The sequence below is a fragment of the Thermostichus sp. MS-CIW-30 genome (assembly GCF_054058015.1).
Map to the genome: position 1 here is coordinate 1 of NZ_JBSRZW010000032.1, position 20,312 is coordinate 20,312.

Annotated in this window: 19 protein-coding genes; 8 read left to right on the forward strand and 11 right to left on the reverse strand. The window is 57.5% G+C overall.

Annotation, left to right across the window (positions count from 1 at the left end):
- Positions 1–105 precede the first annotated feature (105 nt).
- The 9 genes from rlmD to ACVWXW_RS12390 all read right to left on the reverse strand — a co-directional run bounded on the left by rlmD (position 106) and on the right by ACVWXW_RS12390 (position 8,174).
- Complete coding sequence (gene rlmD, locus ACVWXW_RS12350) at positions 106–1,500, reverse strand: 23S rRNA (uracil(1939)-C(5))-methyltransferase RlmD (protein WP_457395986.1); 1,395 nt, start codon at positions 1,498–1,500, stop codon at positions 106–108.
- A 151-nt stretch (positions 1,501–1,651) separates the two neighbouring features.
- Positions 1,652–2,839, reverse strand: coding sequence for a GNAT family N-acetyltransferase (locus tag ACVWXW_RS12355; RefSeq protein WP_457395987.1), 1,188 nt, complete (start codon positions 2,837–2,839; stop codon positions 1,652–1,654).
- Entirely contained in the window at positions 2,824–3,012 is a 189-nt protein-coding gene (locus tag ACVWXW_RS12360) for a DDE transposase family protein (protein WP_457395988.1), read from the reverse strand. Before ACVWXW_RS12360 ends, ACVWXW_RS12355 begins: the two co-directional genes overlap by 16 nt.
- Before the next feature lie 68 nt (positions 3,013–3,080).
- On the reverse strand, positions 3,081–4,139 hold the full coding sequence (locus ACVWXW_RS12365; RefSeq protein ID WP_414418888.1) for an ATP-grasp domain-containing protein: 1,059 nt from the start codon (positions 4,137–4,139) through the stop codon (positions 3,081–3,083).
- Positions 4,140–4,175: 36 nt separating this feature from the next.
- Positions 4,176–4,994: an alpha/beta hydrolase-fold protein gene (locus ACVWXW_RS12370; RefSeq protein WP_414380485.1), complete on the reverse strand. Its 819-nt coding sequence runs from the start codon at positions 4,992–4,994 to the stop codon at positions 4,176–4,178.
- 66 nt (positions 4,995–5,060) lie between these two features.
- Positions 5,061–5,714 carry an LON peptidase substrate-binding domain-containing protein gene (locus ACVWXW_RS12375; protein WP_011432147.1) on the reverse strand — a complete coding sequence of 218 codons (654 nt, stop codon included), beginning with the start codon at positions 5,712–5,714 and terminating at the stop codon, positions 5,061–5,063.
- A 109-nt stretch (positions 5,715–5,823) separates the two neighbouring features.
- Positions 5,824–6,330 carry a crossover junction endodeoxyribonuclease RuvC gene (ruvC, locus tag ACVWXW_RS12380; protein ID WP_011432146.1) on the reverse strand — a complete coding sequence of 169 codons (507 nt, stop codon included), beginning with the start codon at positions 6,328–6,330 and terminating at the stop codon, positions 5,824–5,826.
- A 295-nt stretch (positions 6,331–6,625) separates the two neighbouring features.
- Entirely contained in the window at positions 6,626–7,144 is a 519-nt protein-coding gene (gene pgsA, locus ACVWXW_RS12385; protein WP_457404048.1) for a CDP-diacylglycerol--glycerol-3-phosphate 3-phosphatidyltransferase, read from the reverse strand.
- A gap of 94 nt (positions 7,145–7,238) precedes the next feature.
- Positions 7,239–8,174, reverse strand: a complete 936-nt coding sequence (locus tag ACVWXW_RS12390; RefSeq protein ID WP_457404035.1) for a nucleoside hydrolase — start codon at positions 8,172–8,174, stop codon at positions 7,239–7,241.
- Between the two features lie 121 nt (positions 8,175–8,295).
- On the opposite strand from ACVWXW_RS12390, the gene ACVWXW_RS12395 reads away from it, so the two are divergent.
- From ACVWXW_RS12395 to ACVWXW_RS12425, 7 genes are all read left to right on the forward strand, one after another.
- A complete protein-coding gene (locus tag ACVWXW_RS12395) occupies positions 8,296–9,300 on the forward strand; it encodes a circadian clock protein KaiA (RefSeq protein ID WP_457404036.1) in 1,005 nt (334 codons plus the stop codon).
- Between the two features lie 2 nt (positions 9,301–9,302).
- Complete coding sequence (kaiB, locus tag ACVWXW_RS12400; RefSeq protein WP_011430723.1) at positions 9,303–9,605, forward strand: circadian clock protein KaiB; 303 nt, start codon at positions 9,303–9,305, stop codon at positions 9,603–9,605.
- A 28-nt stretch (positions 9,606–9,633) separates the two neighbouring features.
- Positions 9,634–11,259 carry a circadian clock protein KaiC gene (gene kaiC, locus ACVWXW_RS12405; protein ID WP_011432142.1) on the forward strand — a complete coding sequence of 542 codons (1,626 nt, stop codon included), beginning with the start codon at positions 9,634–9,636 and terminating at the stop codon, positions 11,257–11,259.
- Positions 11,260–11,514: 255 nt separating this feature from the next.
- The gene (gene pilM, locus ACVWXW_RS12410) at positions 11,515–12,597 is read left to right on the forward strand and encodes a type IV pilus biogenesis protein PilM (protein ID WP_457404037.1); all 1,083 of its coding nucleotides are present in this window, start codon (positions 11,515–11,517) and stop codon (positions 12,595–12,597) included.
- A 60-nt stretch (positions 12,598–12,657) separates the two neighbouring features.
- Positions 12,658–13,365, forward strand: coding sequence for a PilN domain-containing protein (locus tag ACVWXW_RS12415; protein ID WP_414343478.1), 708 nt, complete (start codon positions 12,658–12,660; stop codon positions 13,363–13,365).
- Positions 13,365–14,066, forward strand: coding sequence for a hypothetical protein (locus ACVWXW_RS12420; RefSeq protein ID WP_011432139.1), 702 nt, complete (start codon positions 13,365–13,367; stop codon positions 14,064–14,066). Before ACVWXW_RS12415 ends, ACVWXW_RS12420 begins: the two co-directional genes overlap by 1 nt.
- Positions 14,067–14,328: 262 nt before the next feature.
- The gene (locus ACVWXW_RS12425) at positions 14,329–16,419 is read left to right on the forward strand and encodes an AMIN domain-containing protein (RefSeq protein WP_457404038.1); all 2,091 of its coding nucleotides are present in this window, start codon (positions 14,329–14,331) and stop codon (positions 16,417–16,419) included.
- Between the two features lie 193 nt (positions 16,420–16,612).
- Here the strand turns inward: ACVWXW_RS12425 and ACVWXW_RS12430 are convergent, their stop codons facing one another.
- A complete protein-coding gene (locus tag ACVWXW_RS12430; protein ID WP_011432137.1) occupies positions 16,613–17,179 on the reverse strand; it encodes a DUF2854 domain-containing protein in 567 nt (188 codons plus the stop codon).
- A 122-nt stretch (positions 17,180–17,301) separates the two neighbouring features.
- Between ACVWXW_RS12430 and ACVWXW_RS12435 the strand changes: the two genes are divergently transcribed.
- A complete protein-coding gene (locus ACVWXW_RS12435; protein WP_457404039.1) occupies positions 17,302–18,843 on the forward strand; it encodes an aminotransferase class I/II-fold pyridoxal phosphate-dependent enzyme in 1,542 nt (513 codons plus the stop codon).
- A 15-nt stretch (positions 18,844–18,858) separates the two neighbouring features.
- Here ACVWXW_RS12435 and ACVWXW_RS12440 read toward each other — a convergent pair whose 3' ends face one another.
- On the reverse strand, positions 18,859–20,301 hold the full coding sequence (locus ACVWXW_RS12440) for a hemolysin family protein (protein WP_457404040.1): 1,443 nt from the start codon (positions 20,299–20,301) through the stop codon (positions 18,859–18,861).
- Positions 20,302–20,312 lie beyond the last annotated feature (11 nt).

Genomic DNA, 20,312 nt, shown 5'->3' on the forward strand with positions numbered 1-20,312 from the left:
ATGGCCGACACTGCGTTTTTAAAGGGCGTCGGCTACGGTCGGCGCTATCCTTCCCCGCCCTGAAGGACGGGGCTTGCCGCGCCTTTTGGTCAGGGTGCGTACTCTTCAAACTCGCTCCAAAAAGGCCACCCCCTCCACATGCCCGGTTTGGGGAAAGAAGTCAGCCGCCCGCCATTGGGTAAGGCGATAGGATCCCTCTGCCAGTAGGATCTGCAAGTCTCGCGCCAAAGTGGCAGGGTGACAGCTAATGTAGACGATGCGTGGTGGTCGTCGCAGCTTTAGGGTCTCGAGCACTTGGCGGTCGCAGCCGCGCCGCGGCGGATCCAGCACCACAATGTCGGCAGGGGGCAGGGTCGGCAAAACCTGTTCCACCGTGCCCTGGAAAAATTGGGCTGAGGCGATACCGTTGAACTGGGCATTGTAGCGGGCTTGGGCGACCGCTTCCGGCAAAGCTTCCACCCCCATCGCCCGTTTCGCCCGTTGCGCCAGCAGCAAGGTTAAGGTGCCGATGCCACAGTAGGCATCCAGGATGGTTTCCTCTCCCCGCAGGTTCAGTTGGTCGGCTATCCAGGTAAAAAAGGCTTCTGCTTGCTCTGTGTTGACCTGGAAGAAAGAGGTGCTGTCGATCCAGAGGGAAAAACCGGCAAATTCCTCCCGCAAAGACCCCCGACCGGCAATCACCTCAGTCTCCGGGCCGAAGATGGCATTGGTGCGGGCCGAGTTGAGATTGAGACAGACCCCCACCAGGTCAGGGTAGCGCTGCATCCAGCGTTCGGCCCAGCTTTCCAGATGGGGCAGGCGACGACTGCAACTGACCAAGGTCAGGAGCACCTCGCGGGTACGGCGACCGATGCGCAAACCCAAGTGGCGGAGATGACCTTGGTGACGACTTTCGTCGTAGACACTCCAGCCCGTTTCTTGGAGATCCCGCTTGATTTCCCTCAGGAACACATCCAGCCGCTCGTCTTGCACGGGGCATTGGTTGAGGTTCACCAGGCGGTGGCTGCCCCGTTGGTAGTAGCCCATGCGCAAGGGCTGGCCCTCCGGTTTGGCCATGGGGTAGGTGACCTTGTTGCGATAGCGCAGCGGCTGCCGGGATCCCAAAATGGGGACAGGCTGCGGCAGAGTCAGACCGCCAATCCGCTCCAGTGCATCCCTGAGGATTTGCTGCTTGGTGGCCAATTGCTGGGCATAGCTGACATGTTGCCATTGGCAGCCACCACATTTGTCCGCCACAATGCAGGCTGGTCGCACCCGTTGGGGAGAGGGAGAAATCAGCGACCGAATTCGCCCGACCAAGTAGTTGCGCTTGATCTCGGTTATTTGGGCCACCACCTGATCCCCGGGCACCGCCTGGGACACAAACACCACTCGCCCTTGTCCAAGTCCTACCGTGTGGGCAATGCCATCTCCCTGGGGGGTCAGGGCCGTGACCTCCAACGCCAAGAGATCCCCAGGTTTAACGGGATCAGGAAGGCCGGAAGGGATCGGATGTTCCATTAGGCTGTTTCGCCGAAATTCGAAATAACTATAACCATAGGTCAGGTCGTGTTGGCTGGAGTCAGCATTGCCGGAAAAAGCTGTAGCAAGGCAAAAAGCATGTCAGCCGCCAACTGCTTACGGGATTGAAAACCCCATCCAATGAAGTGGTTCACTCCTTGGTCAAAGCAGATAGAGAAGGCAAAACATCTTCTCGAAAAGGAACCTCGTTTTGATTCACGTTCTCCAGCTCGGCCAACATGAGAGGGTTAACCCGGTTTAGGTAGGGCACCAAAACCTGTTGTAGCCTTCGGCTGTAGAAGCGGTGGTAGCTGTACACAGGCGTGGCCGGAAATCCCCGTCGAATCTTATGGGATCCCCCTGCGCCGGGATCAAAGTTGCGGATCCCTTCTCGGATGGCGAGGGCAATGGGCTCGTAGTAGCAAACGTTAAAGTGCAAAAACTTCACCTCCTCCCGACAACCCCAGTAGCGCCCGAACAGGCGATCTCCCTTACGAATACAAAAAGACATCCCCACAATTTCTGCATTCCGTTCCCCGGCCACCAGCACAACTCGCTCCCGATAGTCGGGATAGAGAGACTCGAAAAAGCGGCGATTGAGATATTTGCTCCAGTTCCAAAATTGGGCGCAGGTGTTGCTGTAAAAGTCGTACATGAGAGACAACAGGCGGGGCGTGATCTCCTCTCCTGTGTAAATCTTGAGTTCTAGGCCGCTTTTTTCCATTGCAGCCCGCTCTCGCTTGATGTTGCGCCGCTGGTTGGCATTGAACTGGCTCAAAAAGTCTTCGTAAGAGCGGTAGCCGGGGTTGTGCCACTGGTAGTTGTGGGTGATCCGGGGCGTAAATCCATCCGACTCCAATTGAGTCCGCCAGTCCAGATCTACATAAAGCAAGCTAAACACCGAAATATCCTTCTCTTGGCAAAACCGGTCAATGGCTGCCAGCATCAACGACCACACCTCTGCTTCCGAATACTCGGGATGGACGAGGATGCGATAGCCCGTGGCCGGGGTGAAGGGGGCCATGCCGATTAACTTCGGGTAGTAGCGTTCCCCCAATTGGCCGGCAACTGCAGCCCATTCTTGGTCAAAGACAAACTCCCCCTGGCTGTGGCTTTTCAAATACAAGGGGGCAGCAGCAACCAACTGGCCGTCCGCCTCCACCAACAAGTGACAGGGCAGCCACCCTGTCCTGCGGCTGGCACAACCTGAGCTCTCTAGGCTGTGCAACCATTCGTATTCCAAAAAAGGAGAGGTGCGCTCCGTTTGCAAGGCGTGCCAGGCCCCTGCTGGGATCTCGCGAATATCGTGGCACCAGCGCCATTTCAAGCCGGTTGACATTTGCCTGCCTGGATCAGACCAACCCGCCGCCCAATCGCCTCAGCTTGGCTGGGAAAAGGCCCCCAATGCTCTTGTCGACTCAAGAGGGGATCCCCCGCCGCCAAATGCAGCACCTGGCAGGATCCCTGCGCCTGCTTGATTATGGACCACCCTGAAGCGGGGTCGGAAACCACGCTGCTGCTCCTTTGCCCGTCCACAACTTCCCCAGCGGAAAACCACACTTGTGGGTTCTGGTTTGATTTTAATCGGGATCCCTGGGCTCGTAGTAACGGTTGGCCAATTCCAAAGCCATCTGAAACTTCTGCTCGCGGGTGAGATCGGCCCGTCGGGCAATGTGGGCAAAGCGGTTGATATCTGGGGGCAGGAAGTCGAAAGGACGCTGTTCCCGCACGATGTCCAAGACCAAATCGCAAAGGGCCTGCTGGTAATCGTTGTAGAAGATCTCTCCCAAAGCCTTGAGCCGCCCATCGGGCACCGGATTGTTAAAGTCGATGGCCTGCAGCTCTCCCTGCTCGTCGATGAATAGCTCCACCGAGTTCATTTCATAGCCCAAAACTCGATTGATAATCCGACAGGTATTGATGACTTTCTGGCCCATTTCCGGCGTGAGAAATTCTGGATCAAACAGATATTCGCTGGCATCGAACTTGCGAAAGATATACTTGATCGGAATGATCTTTCGGCCAATGCAGAGGGCGCGAATCTGCCAAGGGTAAGGGGTTTTGACCTTCTCTTGGATCATCATCACCTGAGATCCAGAGCGGTCGTAAAAATAGAGGAGCTGCTCCATGTTGTGGGCTATTTCTACTCCAATGGCCTCTCGCCCCTCCGCCGGCTTAATCACAATTGGCCAGCCCAGATCTTCCGCCATCCCCTGCCAATCGAAAAACTTGTGATACTTAAAGTCCTCTGCTTTCAATGCGGGGGCTTCTTTAGGGGGCAGAATGTAAGTTTTGGGGATGGAGATCCCCAGCTCTTTGACCACCATGTAGGCAGCATCTTTGTTGCGCAGGTAGTAATAAAAGCTAAAGGGGTTGTTGATGAGGTAAACCCCCCGAAAGGCAAAGCCCATGAACAGGCCGATGGCTTGGGGGTAAAGGTAGCTGAAACGATCCAGGATCAGGCGATACTTGGTGCGGTAATCCAGGTTCACCTCGTGAATGGTGACATGTTCGGCCCGGATCTTGTAAGTTTGGCCGTTGCGAGCTTGAATAGGGGGAAGTGCGTTGAGGCGGGCCAGAGTATCGTCCCCAAAAGGCTCGCTGAAGTGCAGGCTGCCAACCCAATAGTCTTCAATCATCAAAGCTCTCTCAAAAGCTATTCCCTGCAAGGGATCCTACGCGAAGGCGCGGATTTGCGCTTGCCAAGTGGGCCAATCGTGATTCCCCTCCCATACCTCCAGTTGATGGGGGATGTCGTTGCGGCTGAGCACTTCCGCCAGACGCAGGTTGTCGCTGAGGCAGTGGTCGTGGCGAGCGGTGAGCAGCTTCAGCTCGGTGTTGCGCCCGCCCAAGTGATCCCAGAGTTGCCGGCTCATGTTGGACATATAGGCCAGCGGGTTGATGAAATACAGCTCCTGCTCTGCCCGTTGGGGATCCCAGCCGGTGACAGAGCCGAGAGCGGCCACATCGTAGGGCCCCCCCAGAGCCAAACAACGGCGCACTAGGCCGGGATGCCGACAGGTGAGGTTGACAGCATGGGTAGCTCCCAGGGAAAACCCAGCCACCACCAGAAACTCATTTTGCGCCTCGGCCTTGGCGTAGGGGATCAGCTCTTCTACCCAGTGCTGCTCCAGCAACAGCCAACGATCCCGCCGTTGGGGCAAGTCCAGCTGGCGGTTGAACAAAGTCTCCCAATCCAGGGTTTCCACGCAAAAAGCCTGCAAATAGCCCTGCTCCAGATGATGGCTGAGGCTGGCGATGATGCCGCGATCTTCCACGTCAAAAAAACGCCCGTTGCTGGTGGGCAGACAGATCAGCGGGTAGCCGTGATGCCCAAAGTGGAGCATCTCCATTTCCCGGCCCAAGATCTGAGAGGGAAAGCGCAAGTAGCGGCGAGCGTAGGCCATGAAAAACGGGGAAGGGATCCTCAAGAAATACCCAACCTTTCCGGGGGAAGCATTCTGCTCTGCCTGGTCGAGAAAGGCAAAGGGCACTCTCTGGAAAGGTCCACAAGAGCCACCAGAACAGATGGGAGCAGACCTGACCAACTGACAGGAACCTCAGGAAATTTCCGTGAACAGATCCTTGAGGGCCGTGCGGGCGGCCAAGTGCTTGCGGGTGGACTCGAGAATTTCGGCTTCTCGGCGCAGCCGCCTTTCGGTACTGACCATTTCCAGCAGAGCTTGCTGCTCTTGGGGGGCCCCATGGAAGTGGCTAGCCACCCAGTAGGACAGTTCTATGGGGGTGGTGGGGAGCTGCTCCGGCAACTGTGCATCCCGCTCCATTAGCTTGCCCGAGAGACGCACCACATCTTGAAGGAGAGTGGTAACCTGGCGCACCCAGCTCTGCAGGTCATCGGAAGGGGTGGTCGGCTCATCCTCAATCCATTCCACCAGCCCCACCCGGAAGGGTTTTTCCCGCACGTAATCCAAGACGCGGAAGCGCTGCTGCCCCAAGGTCAAAATGTCCATGCGGTCATCCGGCAATCGCTGCACCTGCAACACCTCAGCACAACAGCCCACCCGCACCGGGGATCCCGTCTGGGGATTGAACATCAGCACCCCAAAGCGGCGATCCGTCTCCAGAATGGTGTTGATCATCATGCGGTAGCGGTACTCGAAAATGTGCAGCGGCAGAGGTCGGCCCGGAAACAGCACCACCTCCGGCAAGGGAAACAGCGGTAGCTCGCGAACATCCACGGAAGAAGAAGGCATAGGGCTTGTGCTTCTCGCTGTACTGAGTCTAGCCCATCTTTATTGGCCAATCTTTATCTCTGCTAATTTATCTCTGCTAAAGGTAGGGGATTGACAGGGAGGGGATCCCTCAAGAGAAGCGGTGGTGCCAGACTGTGATGGCAATCGCCAAGGCATCGGCGGCATCATCCGGGCGGGGCAAGCTGGGCAGGTTGAGTTCCCGGGCCACGGCAGCTTGTACAGCCTGCTTGTCGGCGCGTCCGTAGCCTGTCAAACTTTGCTTGACTTGGGCGGGCGTAAACTCCACCGGCAACAGATGATGCTGGGCCAAGGTGAGCAGGATCACGCCACGGGCTTGGGCGATGGCAATGGTATTGCCCATTTTGTAGAAAAAAAGTTTTTCCAGCCCCACCTGATGCGGGCGCAGTTGGCGCAGCAACTGGCTCAAATCCTCGTGCAGCGTTTGCAGCCGCTCCGGCATCGAGTGTTGGCTGGGGGTGCTGATCACCCCATAATCCACAGGTTTCAACCCCGCAGATCCCGCCAGAATGCAACCAAACCCCATGGTTCCCAGACCTGGATCTAGGCCGAGGATGCGCTGCTCAGGTGGGGTGTCTGATACATTTACGCTGAACACTGCTGAACATCACTGTTCAACTATGCAGCGATAGCATTCTGTTTGTTTCCAAACAGAATGGCGGTATCCCGCAAAGCTTTGAGTAGAATACCCAAAGCGCAGTTTCCGTGTCGTCTTACTACCAATTTTCTGCTTTGCTTTGGCTACCATGTTGGCAGACTCGAAAGTAAACAGAAAGATCAACTGGTAGTAATCCGCACTGAACATATTATACATTATTTTCAGTATAGTTGAGCTTATTATTGACTAGAGTCATGCTCCTCTGTCGGCGAGGGGCGGGGGGATCTGACAAGGGCTATGGCCTGCCGGGTGACTGCGCATGATGGGGATGATCGGTGTGCAGGTAGGTCAGGCCCGAGATCAGGGTGAGAACCACCGCCACCCAAAAACAAGGGATCCCTCCCGGCCACCCCAAAATCAGCAAAGCAATGGCCAGGATTTGGGTTACCGTCTTGGCTTTGCCCCAGAAATTGGCACCGCGGATTTGGCTTTGGTTGACCCGCCAGCTGGCGATGGCCAGCTCCCGCCCCACCAGCAAAAACACGCCCCAAGCGGGGATCCGCCCCAGTTCCAGCAGGCCCAGCAGCGGCGCCAACACCAGCAGCTTATCCACCAGAGGATCCAAAAACTTGCCCATATCCGTTACCAGCCCATAACGGCGGGCCAAATGGCCATCCAGCCAATCGGTTGCCGCCGCCAACAGGAACGCCCAGAGGGCCAACCTCTCCCCCAGTGGGGATCGCAGGCTCAGGCCCAGCAAAACAAAAGGGATCCCTCCCAACCGCAGCAGGGTGATGGCGGTGGGCAGGTTCACCCACTCCAGCTTGGCACGTTGGACGGCGCTGGGATTCTCCACCTCAGATCTGGCCTCAAGGATTAAGGATCAGAACTATCAAGGACTATCGGAATTATTGGTAACGGCCCAGGCGCTCGGTGAGCAGGTGGTAAAACCCCTGGGCATCCACCCCAAAAGCCACCTGAACATTGGCGAGGCGACCACTGGATCCCCAGCGATCCACCACCGTCCGGCCCAGGTTCAAGGGGCTAGCCGTTTCCACCTCGACGTAGCAGGGCTTGAGCTCGAACAACTGCGGCTGTAACAGATAGGCAATCACACAAGGGTCATGCAATGGCCCTCCCGGTAGCCCGTAGCGTTCTACGTCGACCTTACCGTAAAAGGTGAGCATATTGGCCACCGTCTGCCCAACGCGGGTGCCCAGGGCGCGGATGCGCTCAATCCGCTCCGGCGTGCTGAGGACCTGTTGGGTGACGTGCAAGCCCAGCATCACCACCTCCGGGATCCCGGCGCTGAGCACGATCTGGGCGGCGTGGGGATCGGTGAGGATGTTGAACTCGGCTGCCGGGGTAACATTCCCCTCAAAGGCGGATCCCCCCATAAACACCAGCCGCTGGATGCGCTCCACAATCCGAGGCTGCTGCACCAGGGCCACTGCCAAGTTGGTCATCGGGCCCAGCAAAGCCAAGGTAACCGGCTCAGGGGCAGCCATCAGGGTTTCAATCAGATACTCCACCGCATGCTGGGATCCCAAAGGCATCTGGGGCTCCGGCAGATCCGCTCCGTCGATCCCGGTTTTGCCATGCACCTGCTCGGCGGTTTCCAGAGGGCGCAAGAGAGGTCGGGGGCAGCCGGCATACACCCCCATCTGCGGCTGACCGGCCAATTCACAGATCTGTCGAGCATTGCGGCTGGTTTTGTCCAAGGAGACATTGCCGGCCACCGTGGTAATGCCCAGCAATTGCAGCTCTTCTGGCGACGCCATAGCCAGCAGCAGAGCCACCGCATCGTCTTGGCCAGGGTCACAGTCGATGATCAGGGGCACCATAGGGATCTCGGCAGCAGCTCACTCACCCCTAGTTTAGGTTTTTCTCCCGCTCTTTTCCTCTGGCCGGTGAGCGCGGATCCCGGTCAGATTTAAGATAGGAAATATATCTTCATCCTTTGTCTTGTTGCCTGACACCCATCCACTGCGCATCAACCTGTTGCTGGATTGGGAGCCGCCAGCAGGAGAGCCCCTAGCTTGCGAGGACTGGCTACCCCCTGAACGCTTTGTTGTCGAGTGTTTTCAGGATCAAGCTACCTTCCTAGAGGCTCTCAGGAGACAAGACGGCCATGTCGATTGCTTGGTGCTCCTGGTGGATCCCACTCGGCTGCAAGAGCTGCACGATCTGGGCAATCAGCTCTGCGCGTGGGGACTGCTGCTGCCGACGGTGTTGGCGATTGTGCTGGAAGAATCCCACCTGCAAAAGGAAACACCGGAGACGGAAGGAGAGATCCCTGCCACCTCATCTTTGGTGAAAGCATTGCTCAAGCGAGAGCAGTTTTTCTACCACAACGCCACCCTCGTCCGTCCCATTTCGCCACAGGAGCTGAAGGGGCAGGTGCGGGCCGACTGTACCGCTTCGGGATCCCCTTCCGTCTTGGAGCTGCTGGTGGATCGGGCCATCGCCTTGTTTCTGCAGATGTCTCCCACCTGCGGCCTCCCGCAGGGCCCAGCGCATCCCAGCGATCAGCCCTACCTGGCTTACAGCAACCAACAACAACGGCGGCTGGCGGAGAAATTGCGGGAACGGCTGGGCTACGCCGGAGTGTACTATCATCGTGACCCAGAGCTGTTTTACCGTCGCCTCCCGCCCCACGAGCAGCAAGCCCTCATGCGACGGCTGCGTAACCTTTACCAGGCAATCGTCTTGGACTATTTTCAATCTCCCGAGACCGTCAATGCCCGCATCGACGAGCTGGTGGCCTTGGCCTTTTTTGCCGATATCGGCGCTGCTCAACTGCTGGAGCTGCACATGAACTTGATGGAAGACTTTGCCAAACAATTGAAGCTGGAAGGCCGCAGCGAAGAGATCCTGCTGGATTACCGCCTTACCCTGATCGATGTGATGGCCCACCTGAGCGAAATGTACCGCCGCTCCATTCCCAAACCTGCCCCAAGGGATCCCTGATTATGTCCACTCGCAAAGCCTATGTTCTCAAGCTCTACGTGGCGGGCAACACCCCCAATTCTCTGCGTGCCCTCAGCACCTTGCAAGACATCTTGGAAAAGGAGTTCCGCGGCGTGTACAGCCTGAAGGTGATCGATGTCTTGAAAAATCCGCAACTGGCAGAGGAAGATAAGATCTTGGCAACGCCGACCTTGGCCAAAATCCTGCCGCCACCGGTGCGGAAGATTATTGGCGATCTGTCCAACCGCGAGAAAGTGCTCATCGGCCTGGATCTGCTCTACGAAGAATTGGACGAAGAGGCTTGAGACAGGCTGCAGGAGCAAGGAGAGTGGGATGAACCAGTCATTGGGGCCTTCTGAGCCAGAAAAGCCACAAGATAACACCGCAGAGGACTCCACCGAACCAACCCCAGACAACCACCGGGCGGATCTCTCAGAGCTGCGAGGGATCCCCAAAAAACAGACGGGCATCGAGGGCTTTGAAGACATCAGTCACGGTGGGCTACCCCTGGGACGCACCACCTTGGTCAGCGGCACCTCCGGCACCGGCAAAACCCTGTTTGCCATGCAGTTCCTTTACAACGGCATCGTGAAGTATCAAGAGCCGGGGATCTTCGTCACCTTCGAGGAAACCCCCGCCGATATCATTCGCAATGCCTCCAGCTTTGGCTGGGATCTGCAGGCCCTCATCGACAGGGGCCAACTGTTTATCCTGGATGCCTCCCCCGATCCCGAAGGCTATGAGGTGAGCGGCAACTTTGATTTGTCGGCCCTCATCGAGCGCATCCAGTACGCCATTCGCAAATACAAAGCCAAGCGGGTCTCCATCGACTCAGTGACAGCCATCTTTCAGCAATACGACCCTGCCGGTGTGGTGCGGCGGGAGCTGTTCCGCCTGACGGCCCGCCTCAAGCAGGCCAACGTCACCACCGTCATGACCACAGAGCGCACCGACGAGTACGGCCCCATCGCCCGCTACGGCGTAGAGGAATTCGTCTCCGATAACGTGGTGATCCTACGCAACATCCTGGAGGGAGAGAAACGGCGGCGCACCATCGAGATCTTGAAGCTGCGGGGCACCACCCACATGAAGGGGGAATATCCCTTCACCATCACCAACGACGGGATCAACATCTTCCCCTTGGGAGCCATGCAGCTGACGCAGCGCTCCTCCAACGTGCGGGTCTCCTCCGGCATCGAGAAGCTGGACGAAATGTGCGGCGGCGGCTTCTTCAAAGACTCGATTATTTTGGCCACCGGCGCCACCGGCACGGGCAAAACCTCGCTGGTGAGCAAATTCCTGGAGCGGGGCTGCCTGGATGGGGAACGCTGCATTCTCTTTGCCTACGAAGAGTCGCGGGCGCAGCTGTCCCGCAACGCCTCCTCCTGGGGCATTGACCTGGAAGAGTTCGAGCGGCAGGGCCTCCTCAAGATCATCTGCGCCTACCCAGAATCTGCCGGCCTGGAAGACCACCTGCAGAAGATCAAAACCGAGATGATGGCCTTCAAGCCCTCCCGCATGGCCATCGACTCCCTGTCAGCCCTGGCGCGGGGAGTGAGCCAAAATGCCTTCCGCCAGTTTGTAATCGGGGTAACTGGCCTGGCCAAGCAGGAGGAGATCACCGGCTTTTTCACCAACACCACCGACCAATTCATGGGATCCCATTCCATCACCGAATCCCATATTTCCACCATCACCGACACGATCATCCTGCTGCAATACGTGGAGATCCGCGGAGAGATGGCCCGCGCCCTCAACGTCTTCAAAATGCGGGGATCCTGGCACGACAAAGGGATCCGCGAGTACCTCATCTCCAACGCAGGCATCCAAATCCGCGATTCCTTCCGGGGCTACGAGCGCATTATCAGCGGATCCCCGACCCGCATCAATGTGGATGAGAAAAACGAGCTCTCCCGGATTGTGCAAAACGTCCAGGCCCTCGAGGAAGAAGGGTTGTGAGCGGTTACAACAGTTCCGTGAGTGGGCGCGGCAACAGACCCGTTGAGTCAAGCGAATTTCCAACACCGCTCAACACCGCGCAAGCCCTGCACTTGCGGCTGGCAGGGAGGGATCGGCCCAGACAAGGATTTCCCCGCGGCCAATGGCGAACAGTGGTAACCCACCTACAAATTGGGTAGTATGCCTCTAGCAGTAGCGCAAAGGGCGGGGTTTCCCGGCGTGTTTAGTTTTCTTGGTGGTTCCAAAACCCGAACCATGCTTGGGGTGGACATCAACCCCGAGCGCATCGCCGTTGCCCAACTGAAAAAGCAGGGCAATGGTCGCTATCGTCTGGCCCACTACCACAGCGTGGAAATGCCGGAAGGGGCGATGGTCGAAGGGCGCATCCTCGATCCGAACACGGTTGGTTTGGTCTTGATGAATTTGCTCAATGAAAACAAAGTGCCCACCAACCTGCCGGCAGCCACAGCAGTGCCCGTAAGGGAGGCCATCGTTCGTCTCATTCGCCTGCCTGCCGACCTACCTGCCGATGAGCTGCGCCGGGTGGTTTTGGAGCAGGAGGCCGAACTTTACATTCCCTATCCGCGGGATCAGGCGGATGTCGATTACCAACCCTTGGGTCTCGATCTTTCCCAGGATGGCATTGAGCGCATCGAAGTCTTGCTGGTGGCCATCCCCAAAGAGGTGGTGGACAACTACCTGGAGGTGCTGCAGGTGGCCAACTTGCAGGTGCGCTGTGTGGAGCTGGCCAGCTTCTCCCTCATTCGCACCATCCGCGATCAGCTAACCCAGTACGGCCCCCAAGAGGCCGTGTTGCTCAGCTCCATCGGCTACGACAGCAGCGAGATCAGCATTTTGGTGAACGGGATCCCGCAATTTACCCGCACCGTCAACATCGGCACCATCCACATGCGGCAGGTGCTGGCCCAATCCCTGAATCTGCCGCTTAGCCGCACCGGCGACCTGTTGCGAACTCTGAGGTTACCCTTGATCAACCCCACCGATATTTTGGCCACGGGAGAACAGCCAGCGCCCAGCAATCCCGGTGTAGCAGCAGTAACGCGCGTTGTCTCCGATTTGGCGGATGAACTGAAGCGCTCCATCGACTTCTTTACGAGCACAGAAAGCAGCTCGCCTGTGGTGAAAGTACTGCTGGCCGGAACTGGGGCAAGCATCGGCCAAATCGACGGCTTCTTATCTCAGTCGTTGAGCGTGGCGGTGGAGTTGGCGGATCCCTTTGGCAACATTGTCGTGCCGGATTCAGTGGAACTGCCCCTGGAGGAACGCCCAGCAATGGGAGTGGCCCTGGGGTTGGCGTTACGGGAAGACACCAAGTAGCGGCAGCAGGCAGCGCAAGCTCGCCCAACCGATGGAATAGCGCACAAGGCGGTTAAAGAGATGTACACACCGGAGATCAATTTCCTCAAAGAAAGGCCGGATGTCCTCACCACAGCTCGAACAGGTGGGGGAGCAGTAGCCGCGACTGGGGCCGCAGAGGGATCCCAGAATTGGATCCCGGCCATTGGCCTGGGGGTTGCTGTTGCTGCTGTAGCGATGGGAGCTTTTTGGTATTTCCAAGACAGCTTTTCCCGCCAGAGAGAAACCCTGAGGGCGGAGCGGGCTCGCCTTGACAGTGAGCTCAGCACAGCCAATGCTGAGTTGTCCCAGCTGCAGAATGCCAATCAAGAGCTGCAAACCATTCGCGCCCAAACGGAAGGGTTCCGCTCCTTTCTGAGATCCGTCCAGCCTTGGTCGGCCATCTTGGAAGAGCTGCGGCGCAAGATCCCCGGCCAGGGGGTATGGATAACCAACATCAGCGCTTCCGGGGATACCGTCAATATCCAAGGAGGGGCGCTGGACTTTCCCCTGGTGAACGACTTTTTGCTCACCCTGCTGGATTCCAACTTTGTTACCAGCGCCGTCCTGAACAGCAGCTCCCGGGTGGACGGCACAAACCTAACCGAGCCCAGCGTTACCTACGGCATAACCGTAACCATCCGTACCCTGGGGGATCCTGACCCAGAATTTACCCGCGAGCTGGAGCAGCGGGGAGCGATAGGCTTGGTTGAAAAGATCCGCATTTTGCGTCGAGTGGAGGCGAACTGATGACTGGATCGGTTGAAGGTTTTCCCGACGAACAACTGGTGGTTCCCCCGGCAGGGCCGCCGGTACTGCTGGGCGTGGAGCTGACCCCCATTCGAATTGGTCTTTTAATCGGGATCACAGGGTTAGCCGCGGCGGGGTTTCTGGCCTTCACCCAACTTCGCCCCTTGATCGAGGAGGTACAGGCTTTGGAAAGGGAGGTAGCCAACAAAACCACCCAGTTGCAGGACATAAAGAGCCAGATTGCCAGTTTGCAAGATGTGCCCAATCAGGTCGAGAGAGCTCGCGTGGAGCGGGAACAGATCAGTGCCCTGCTCTCCACCCCCGAGAATGCCGACACGCAACTGCTGGATCTCAACCGGCTGGTGCAGGGGCAGCCCAACAGCGAGCTGCGCAGCTTTAGCCCTTCTCCACTGACTCCAGCGTCTTCGGCCAATCCGGAAGTGCCTGGGATCATCGCTCCCGCCATCCAAGTGCAGACCACCCGTGTCGCTCTGCGTGGCCCCTATACGGAGCTGATCAATCTGATGGGAGATATAGAACGTCTGCGCACGCTGTTCCGGGTGAGCAACATCAGCTTAAATCCTGTTCAAGACACAGGGGAACTGGACGCTGCTTTTGATTTGATTGCCTACATCTACAACAAAGACGTTCCGTTGGGCACTGCTCCTCCACCTGAAGGGCAAACGGCACCTGGTCAGTAGCCCAGCCATGCCTTGACTCAGGGGGGGATCCTGCCAGTGCGGGATCCCCTTTGGTTTTCAGAAGACGGGAACAACCGCCGGTTCAGCACGGATAGTGTTGCCGAATCGAAGATCTGGGAAAAATTTCTTCCGAAACGGCTACAGGTAGTGGCAAAGTCCGAGATTTCGGCTTTGATCAGGGAAGCACGGGGTGAACGAGGCCAAAGGCACCCGTGGCGAGGTGAAGCAAGAATACGACTGGGTGAAGGAGTGAGGTGTGAGGATGATGAACCGTCGAGTTGCTTATGGGTGTGCGTTGGGCTTGATCCTGTCCCTGCCCCCATTGGCCTTAGAAAGCCGGGTCAATGAGGCAGCCGCTCAACAGTTGACCTCCGCAAACCCGCAACGCCTCAGCCGCATCACAGATATCCGCCTGGTGCCCAACGGCAACCGCATGCAGTTGGAGATCAACACCGAAGGGGGCGCTCGCCCACAGGTGTTCTTTACCCAGCAGGGACAATCTTGGATCGGGGACATCACCAATGCTCAATTGAGCGGAAGCCAGGGCCGCTATCGCCAAGAGTCTCCCCTGCCGGGGGTGCGCTTCATTGAGGCCTGGCAGTTGAGCAACGACAGCGTGCGGATAGAAATAGCCGGTGTGGCCGCAGCTCCCCAAGGCTTGCTGGCTCGGCGCAGCCCGACGCAGTTGGTCTTCGACTTTGAGGGCCTACCCTCTGCCCCACTGGCTCCCCTAGCGGCGGTTCCCCCTCAACCCTCGTCCAACCCAGTAGCGCCCGGCCAACCGGCGTCACTAAACCGACCTCAGCCCGTGGCTCCTGTTCCTCAGCCCGCAGCTCCTGCCCCTGCCTCCCAACCGGTCGCTCAAAACCCTGCCCCTTCGCAGACAACTCAAGCGGCTCCTCCTGCACCTGCTGTTCCTGCTGCACCCGTGATTTCTCAGGTGCCTTCTGTGGGCCAGCTCAACCAACCTCAATTGCCGCCGGGAAGTTTGCCCACCGAATCTCCTTTTCAGGGGAGAGCTGTGGCTCCTCCTGCCGGAGATATTGCCGTTGGCACAATCCTGCCTGATCCACCTACAGTGGATCTCGGATCCAATGCCAGGATTAGCTTGACCTTGAAAGATGCTCCTGTGGGCGATGTGCTGAGCTTGTTGGTGCGGCGAGCAGGGTTGAATGTGGTGCTCAACGACGTCCCACCCGATCTAACCATCTCTCTGGATGTGCAAGACTCGCCCTTACAGGAGACATTCAACTTTATCTTGCGGCTAAAACAGTTGCAGGCCCAGCGAAGGGGCCAAACCGTATTTGTTGGACAAAACCTGCCAGGGGTGACTGGGATCCTGGTGCGCAATTACCGCGTGAATCAGGCAGTCGCCACCGATTTGGCCAGTCGGCTGGAAGGAGTTTTGGACGCCGTTGCTCCCGGTGCCCAATTCGTTGTGGACGAGCGCACCAACTCCATTACGGTGATCGGCAACTCGCGGCAGCAGGACATCGCGGCTGCTCAGATTGCCCAATTGGATGTGCGTCGGCGACAGGTTTTAATTTCGCTGAGGGCAGTTGATATTCGGCTAAATAACAACGAGAGCCTTTCGATCAACCTAGGGGGAGCTTCTGGCAACTTTGCTGTCGGAACTTTAGGGGACGCCAACTTTGGTGGACGACCGCTCAATCAACCTGCGGGATCCTCGGTAAGCTCTATCGGCCCTGCAGGCCCATCAGGATCCATCACGGGAATATTTAACACTCTCAACCGGCTGCAGCAGTCTTTGGCTCTAAGAGTGCAGTCTGCAATACAAAATGGAACTGGAAAAATTCTAACTGACCCCAAAGTTGTGGTGGCAGATGGCGGATCCAGTCGAATTAGCATTGCAACCAGTGTGCCCGTTAACGTTGAAACCATCACCATACCCCAGGGAGAAAACCAGCCCCCAGTCGTTACTCAGCGTTTGCAGCGGGAGGATGCCGGGGTTATCCTTAACGTCTCAGAAGTTAGGATAGATGACAATGGGTTTGTTACCCTGACCATTCAGCCGGAAATCTCCATTCCTGTACCCCTTCAAAGATTGGAAGGCGGAGACTTTGCAGGCATTCCACTTTTTAACATCGACAGAAGGCGGCTGGAAGCATCTCAGCTCAGGTTAAGAGATGGGCAAACTTTTATCATTGCCGGCTTAATCCAAGACAGAGACATCGTTGACGTTCAAAAAGTGCCTTTCCTAGGCGACTTGCCTCTTTTGGGTGCTTTGTTCCGCTCTCAGAGTGTGAATAACGAGCGCAATGAGGTGGTCTTCATGCTAACGCCCTACATTATGGATGATAATGTTGCTTTTGGTCTTCCTCCCAATCCGTAAAATTCCCAATCCGTAAAATAGGGTTATGCCGAACTGCCAAGTTTCGTGACATCCTCCCAACACTGATACTATAGGCACAGCGCAGGACCCATAGCTCCCCACACCCCTCATGAGTTAACTCTCGACAGTCCTGAGTTACTGGCTGCATTAGCTTCGGGATCCGTTGAGTTGCATTCAGCAGCTAATGGCTTCTTCAAGTGGCCTGGGATCCACCTCGGGCAACAAGCGCCAATTCCACCTGATTTTCTTGGGGCTGCCCCAGTTGCACCTCCACATCTCGGCCAAAGAAGCCTTGCATTTTTTTCTGGTAGCTTTCCTGCCATTGTTGGAAGGGAACCTTGGGGGAATCGAACAGAAGCACCAAGGTATACCGGCCATCTCGCAGCTCTTCTCTGTACCCTCTCACCTTGGGCAGATCTGCTTCCAGAGGGCCGCGCAGACCCAGAAACTCCAGGGCATCTTCCAGGTGGGCATTAGCCCCGTAGCTATATTTGGTGATATCGGCGCGGACTTGCTTTTGAATTTCCGTGGCCTGCTGGGCGCGGGCTTGGATCACCTCGAGAGAAGGGGCGGCCAGGGCAGGTACCGGCTTGAGTTCCACTACCTTCATGGTCACCCCTCCCAACAGCAAGGGGATCCCGGCAAACAGGCCGATGAGATTGAGGGTGGGATCGTTGTAGTGGGCAAAGCCCCAAGCCGTGGCGGCAACGCCGGCCAGCAACACGAGAGTGCTCAGGGGGAAGGGCAGTTTTTCAAACATACAGGAGAGGAAGAAAGGCCACCTGAAAACCCAGGCTAGCAGGAAAAGCGCCAGCGGTGGACTTAGCCTCCATTGGGATGGATAATCACAAAATGCCCACCTGGTGTGTTGAGGAGTGGTCTGTGGTTCTGTCCAATCTGTCCAAAACCTCTCGTTGCTTGCGCTCGCTGGATCGCAAAGCCCAGGAGCGAGCACCTCTATTTGAGGCCATCCGCCACTATTGCAGCTTGGATAAGGCTCCTTTTCACACGCCAGGCCACAAACAGGGACGTGGGATCCCTGCCGATCTGCAAGCCTTTCTGGGAGAGAACGTCTTCCGGGCGGATCTGACCGAGTTGCCAGAGGTGGACAACCTCCACGATCCCGATGGGGTGATCCGGGAGGCCCAGGAGCTGGCGGCAGCAGCTTATGGAGCGGATCGCAGTTGGTTTTTGGTCAACGGTTCCACCTGTGGCGTGGAAACACTGGTGATGGCGGTGTGCGATCCGGGAGACAAGATCCTCTTGCCGCGCAACTGCCACAAATCCGCCATTGCCGGGGTGATCCTCTCTGGGGCGGTGCCGGCCTATATCGAGCCGGATTTTGACCCGGAGCTGGGCATTGCCCACGGGATTACCCCAGCCGGTTTGGAGGGGGCCTTGGCGGAGCATCCCGATGCCAAAGGCGTTTTGGTAGTCAGCCCCACCTACTACGGGGTTTGCTGCGACCTGGAATCTCTGGCAGCCATCGCCCATGCCCATGGCCTACCGCTATTGGTGGACGAGGCCCACGGGCCCCATTTTGGGTTTCATTCGGAATTGCCCATTTCGGCCTTGGAAGCCGGAGCCGATCTGGTGGTGCAGTCCACCCACAAGGTGATCTCCGGCATGACCCAGGCCTCGATGCTGCACCTCAAGGGATCCCGTATTGACCCCAACCGGGTGCGCAACATTCTGCAACTGCTGCAATCGACCAGTCCCAGCTATGTGCTGATGATGTCGCTGGATGTGGCACGGCGGCAGATGGCACTGGAGGGAGAAGCCCTGCTGAGCCAAGCCTTGGCTTTGGCGGATCAGGCCCGCGCCCGCCTCAACCGTATTTCCGGGATCTTCTGTTTTGGCCCGGAACGCATTGGCTCCACTCCCGGCTTTTTCGATTTGGATCGCACCCGCTTGACCGTGACGGTGTCGGGGCTGGGCCTCTTTGGCTTCGACGCTCACGACTGGGTTAACGATCACTTCCACGTGCAGCCGGAGATGTCCACCCTGCACAATGTGGTCTTCATTGTCAGCATCGGCAATACCCAGCGAGACATTGACCGCCTGGTGGAAAGTTTCGCCGCCCTGTCGCAACATTTTCAGGGATCCCGCCCATCCAGAGCGGCAATGGAAAAAATGCAGCGGCTGGCACAACTGCCCCGTCCTTGCTTGCCACCACAACGGCTATCACCCCGGGAGGCTTTTTTTGCCCCCATTCAGCGGGTGCCTTTCCAAGAAGCAGTGGGCCATATCTGCGCCGAGATCATCTCCCCCTATCCACCTGGGATCCCGATTTTGGTGCCGGGAGAAGAGGTGACTCAAGAGGCGGTGAACTATCTGCTGTTGGTGCATGAGGCAGGCGGCTTTATCAACGGCCCAGAGGATGTGCGCCTACAAACCCTGAAGGTGGTCAAAGCAACGGCCTAGTCCTCTCCAGCAGGTTTATGGACGGGCTTTTGCCGTTTGCGCTGGGGGGAGCAGCGGTAGGGAGTTTGCCGGGGTGCCGGGGCGGCGGGCTACCTTCACCCGATCCACCCGTGGCCCCTCCATGCGCACCACCTGAAACTCCATCTCTTTGTAGGTGAACTTTTCCCCAGCACGTGGGATCTTCTGCATGTGGTAGATCAAAAAGCCCCCCAGCGTTTGGTAATCCTTGTGCAAAGGCAGGTTGAGGCCACAGCGCTCGTTGATCTCTTCAATATCTAGCTGAGCCTGGATGAGCAAGGTATTTTCGTCAAGTTCTTGGATGTCCGGCTCCTTGGTGTTGGGATCCGGGCCATCGGAGAGCTTGCCGACGATCTCCTCCACCAAGTCTTGAACGGTGATCAGGCCCGCCGTGCCGCCAAACTCATCCACCACCATCACCATCGGCCAGTGGTGCTGCCTCATTTCGGGCAACAGTTCGGCAATTGGCTTGTTCTCCGGCTCAAAGTGGGCCTCGCGGATGAAGTTGGTGATGGGGCTGTGGAGGTCGATGGATCCCTTGGCCAACTGGCCGATCAACTCCTTAACGTGGATCAGCCCGCGGATGTCATCCAAAGACTCGCCGTAGACCGGGTAACGGGAGTGTCCTGATTCGGCCACCTCGGCCAGCACCTCTTGCACCGTTGCAGTTTCCGGCACAGCGTCGATGCTGGTACGCGGGATCATCACCTCGCTGGCCACCGTCTCGCCAAACTCGAAGATGTTGCTCAACAGCTCTCGCTCTTCCGCCTCGATGTTGCCCGACTCCACCGAAGAGGCGATCAGCAGTTGCAACTCCTCCACCGTCATGGTGCTGTAAAAGGAGCTGGCCTCCGGAATCTGGACTCCCAAAAGCCGCAGCACACACCGAGAGGAAAAGCGGGGCAGCTCTACAAAAGGTCTTAGGATACGGCTGACCAAACGATTGAGCCAGGCCAGTTTGAGCGCAATCGGCTCCGAATAGAGGATGGCCAGAGTTTTGGGGATCAGCTCCCCCACCACAATCTGAAAGTAGGTGAGCAGCGAAAACACCAGCACCACTGCCACCCCTCGAATAAGGGCCGGATCCAGGTTCTGAAGCCAAGCCAACTGCCTCAAGGCCAGAAACAGCGTCGGCGCCACTTGCGTAGCCCCGATCCAGCCCAGCAATACACTGGCCAGAGTAATGCCCAACTGGGTGGTGGAGAGGGCATATTCCAGTTGCTCTTGGGCTTTTTGCACAATTGCCGCCTGGCGGTTTCCCTCGCTCGCCAACTGCACCATGCGGGAGCGCCGCGCCGATACCAAGGAAAACTCGACTGCGACAAAGAAAGCGTTGATGACCAGAAGACCGATGACCCAAAGGAGACTAAGCGACGCATCTCCCCACGAAAGCTCAGTGTTGGGGAAAGTAGCCGCCGAGGCTAAAGGGGGGTCGTCCATCAGGGGGAGCA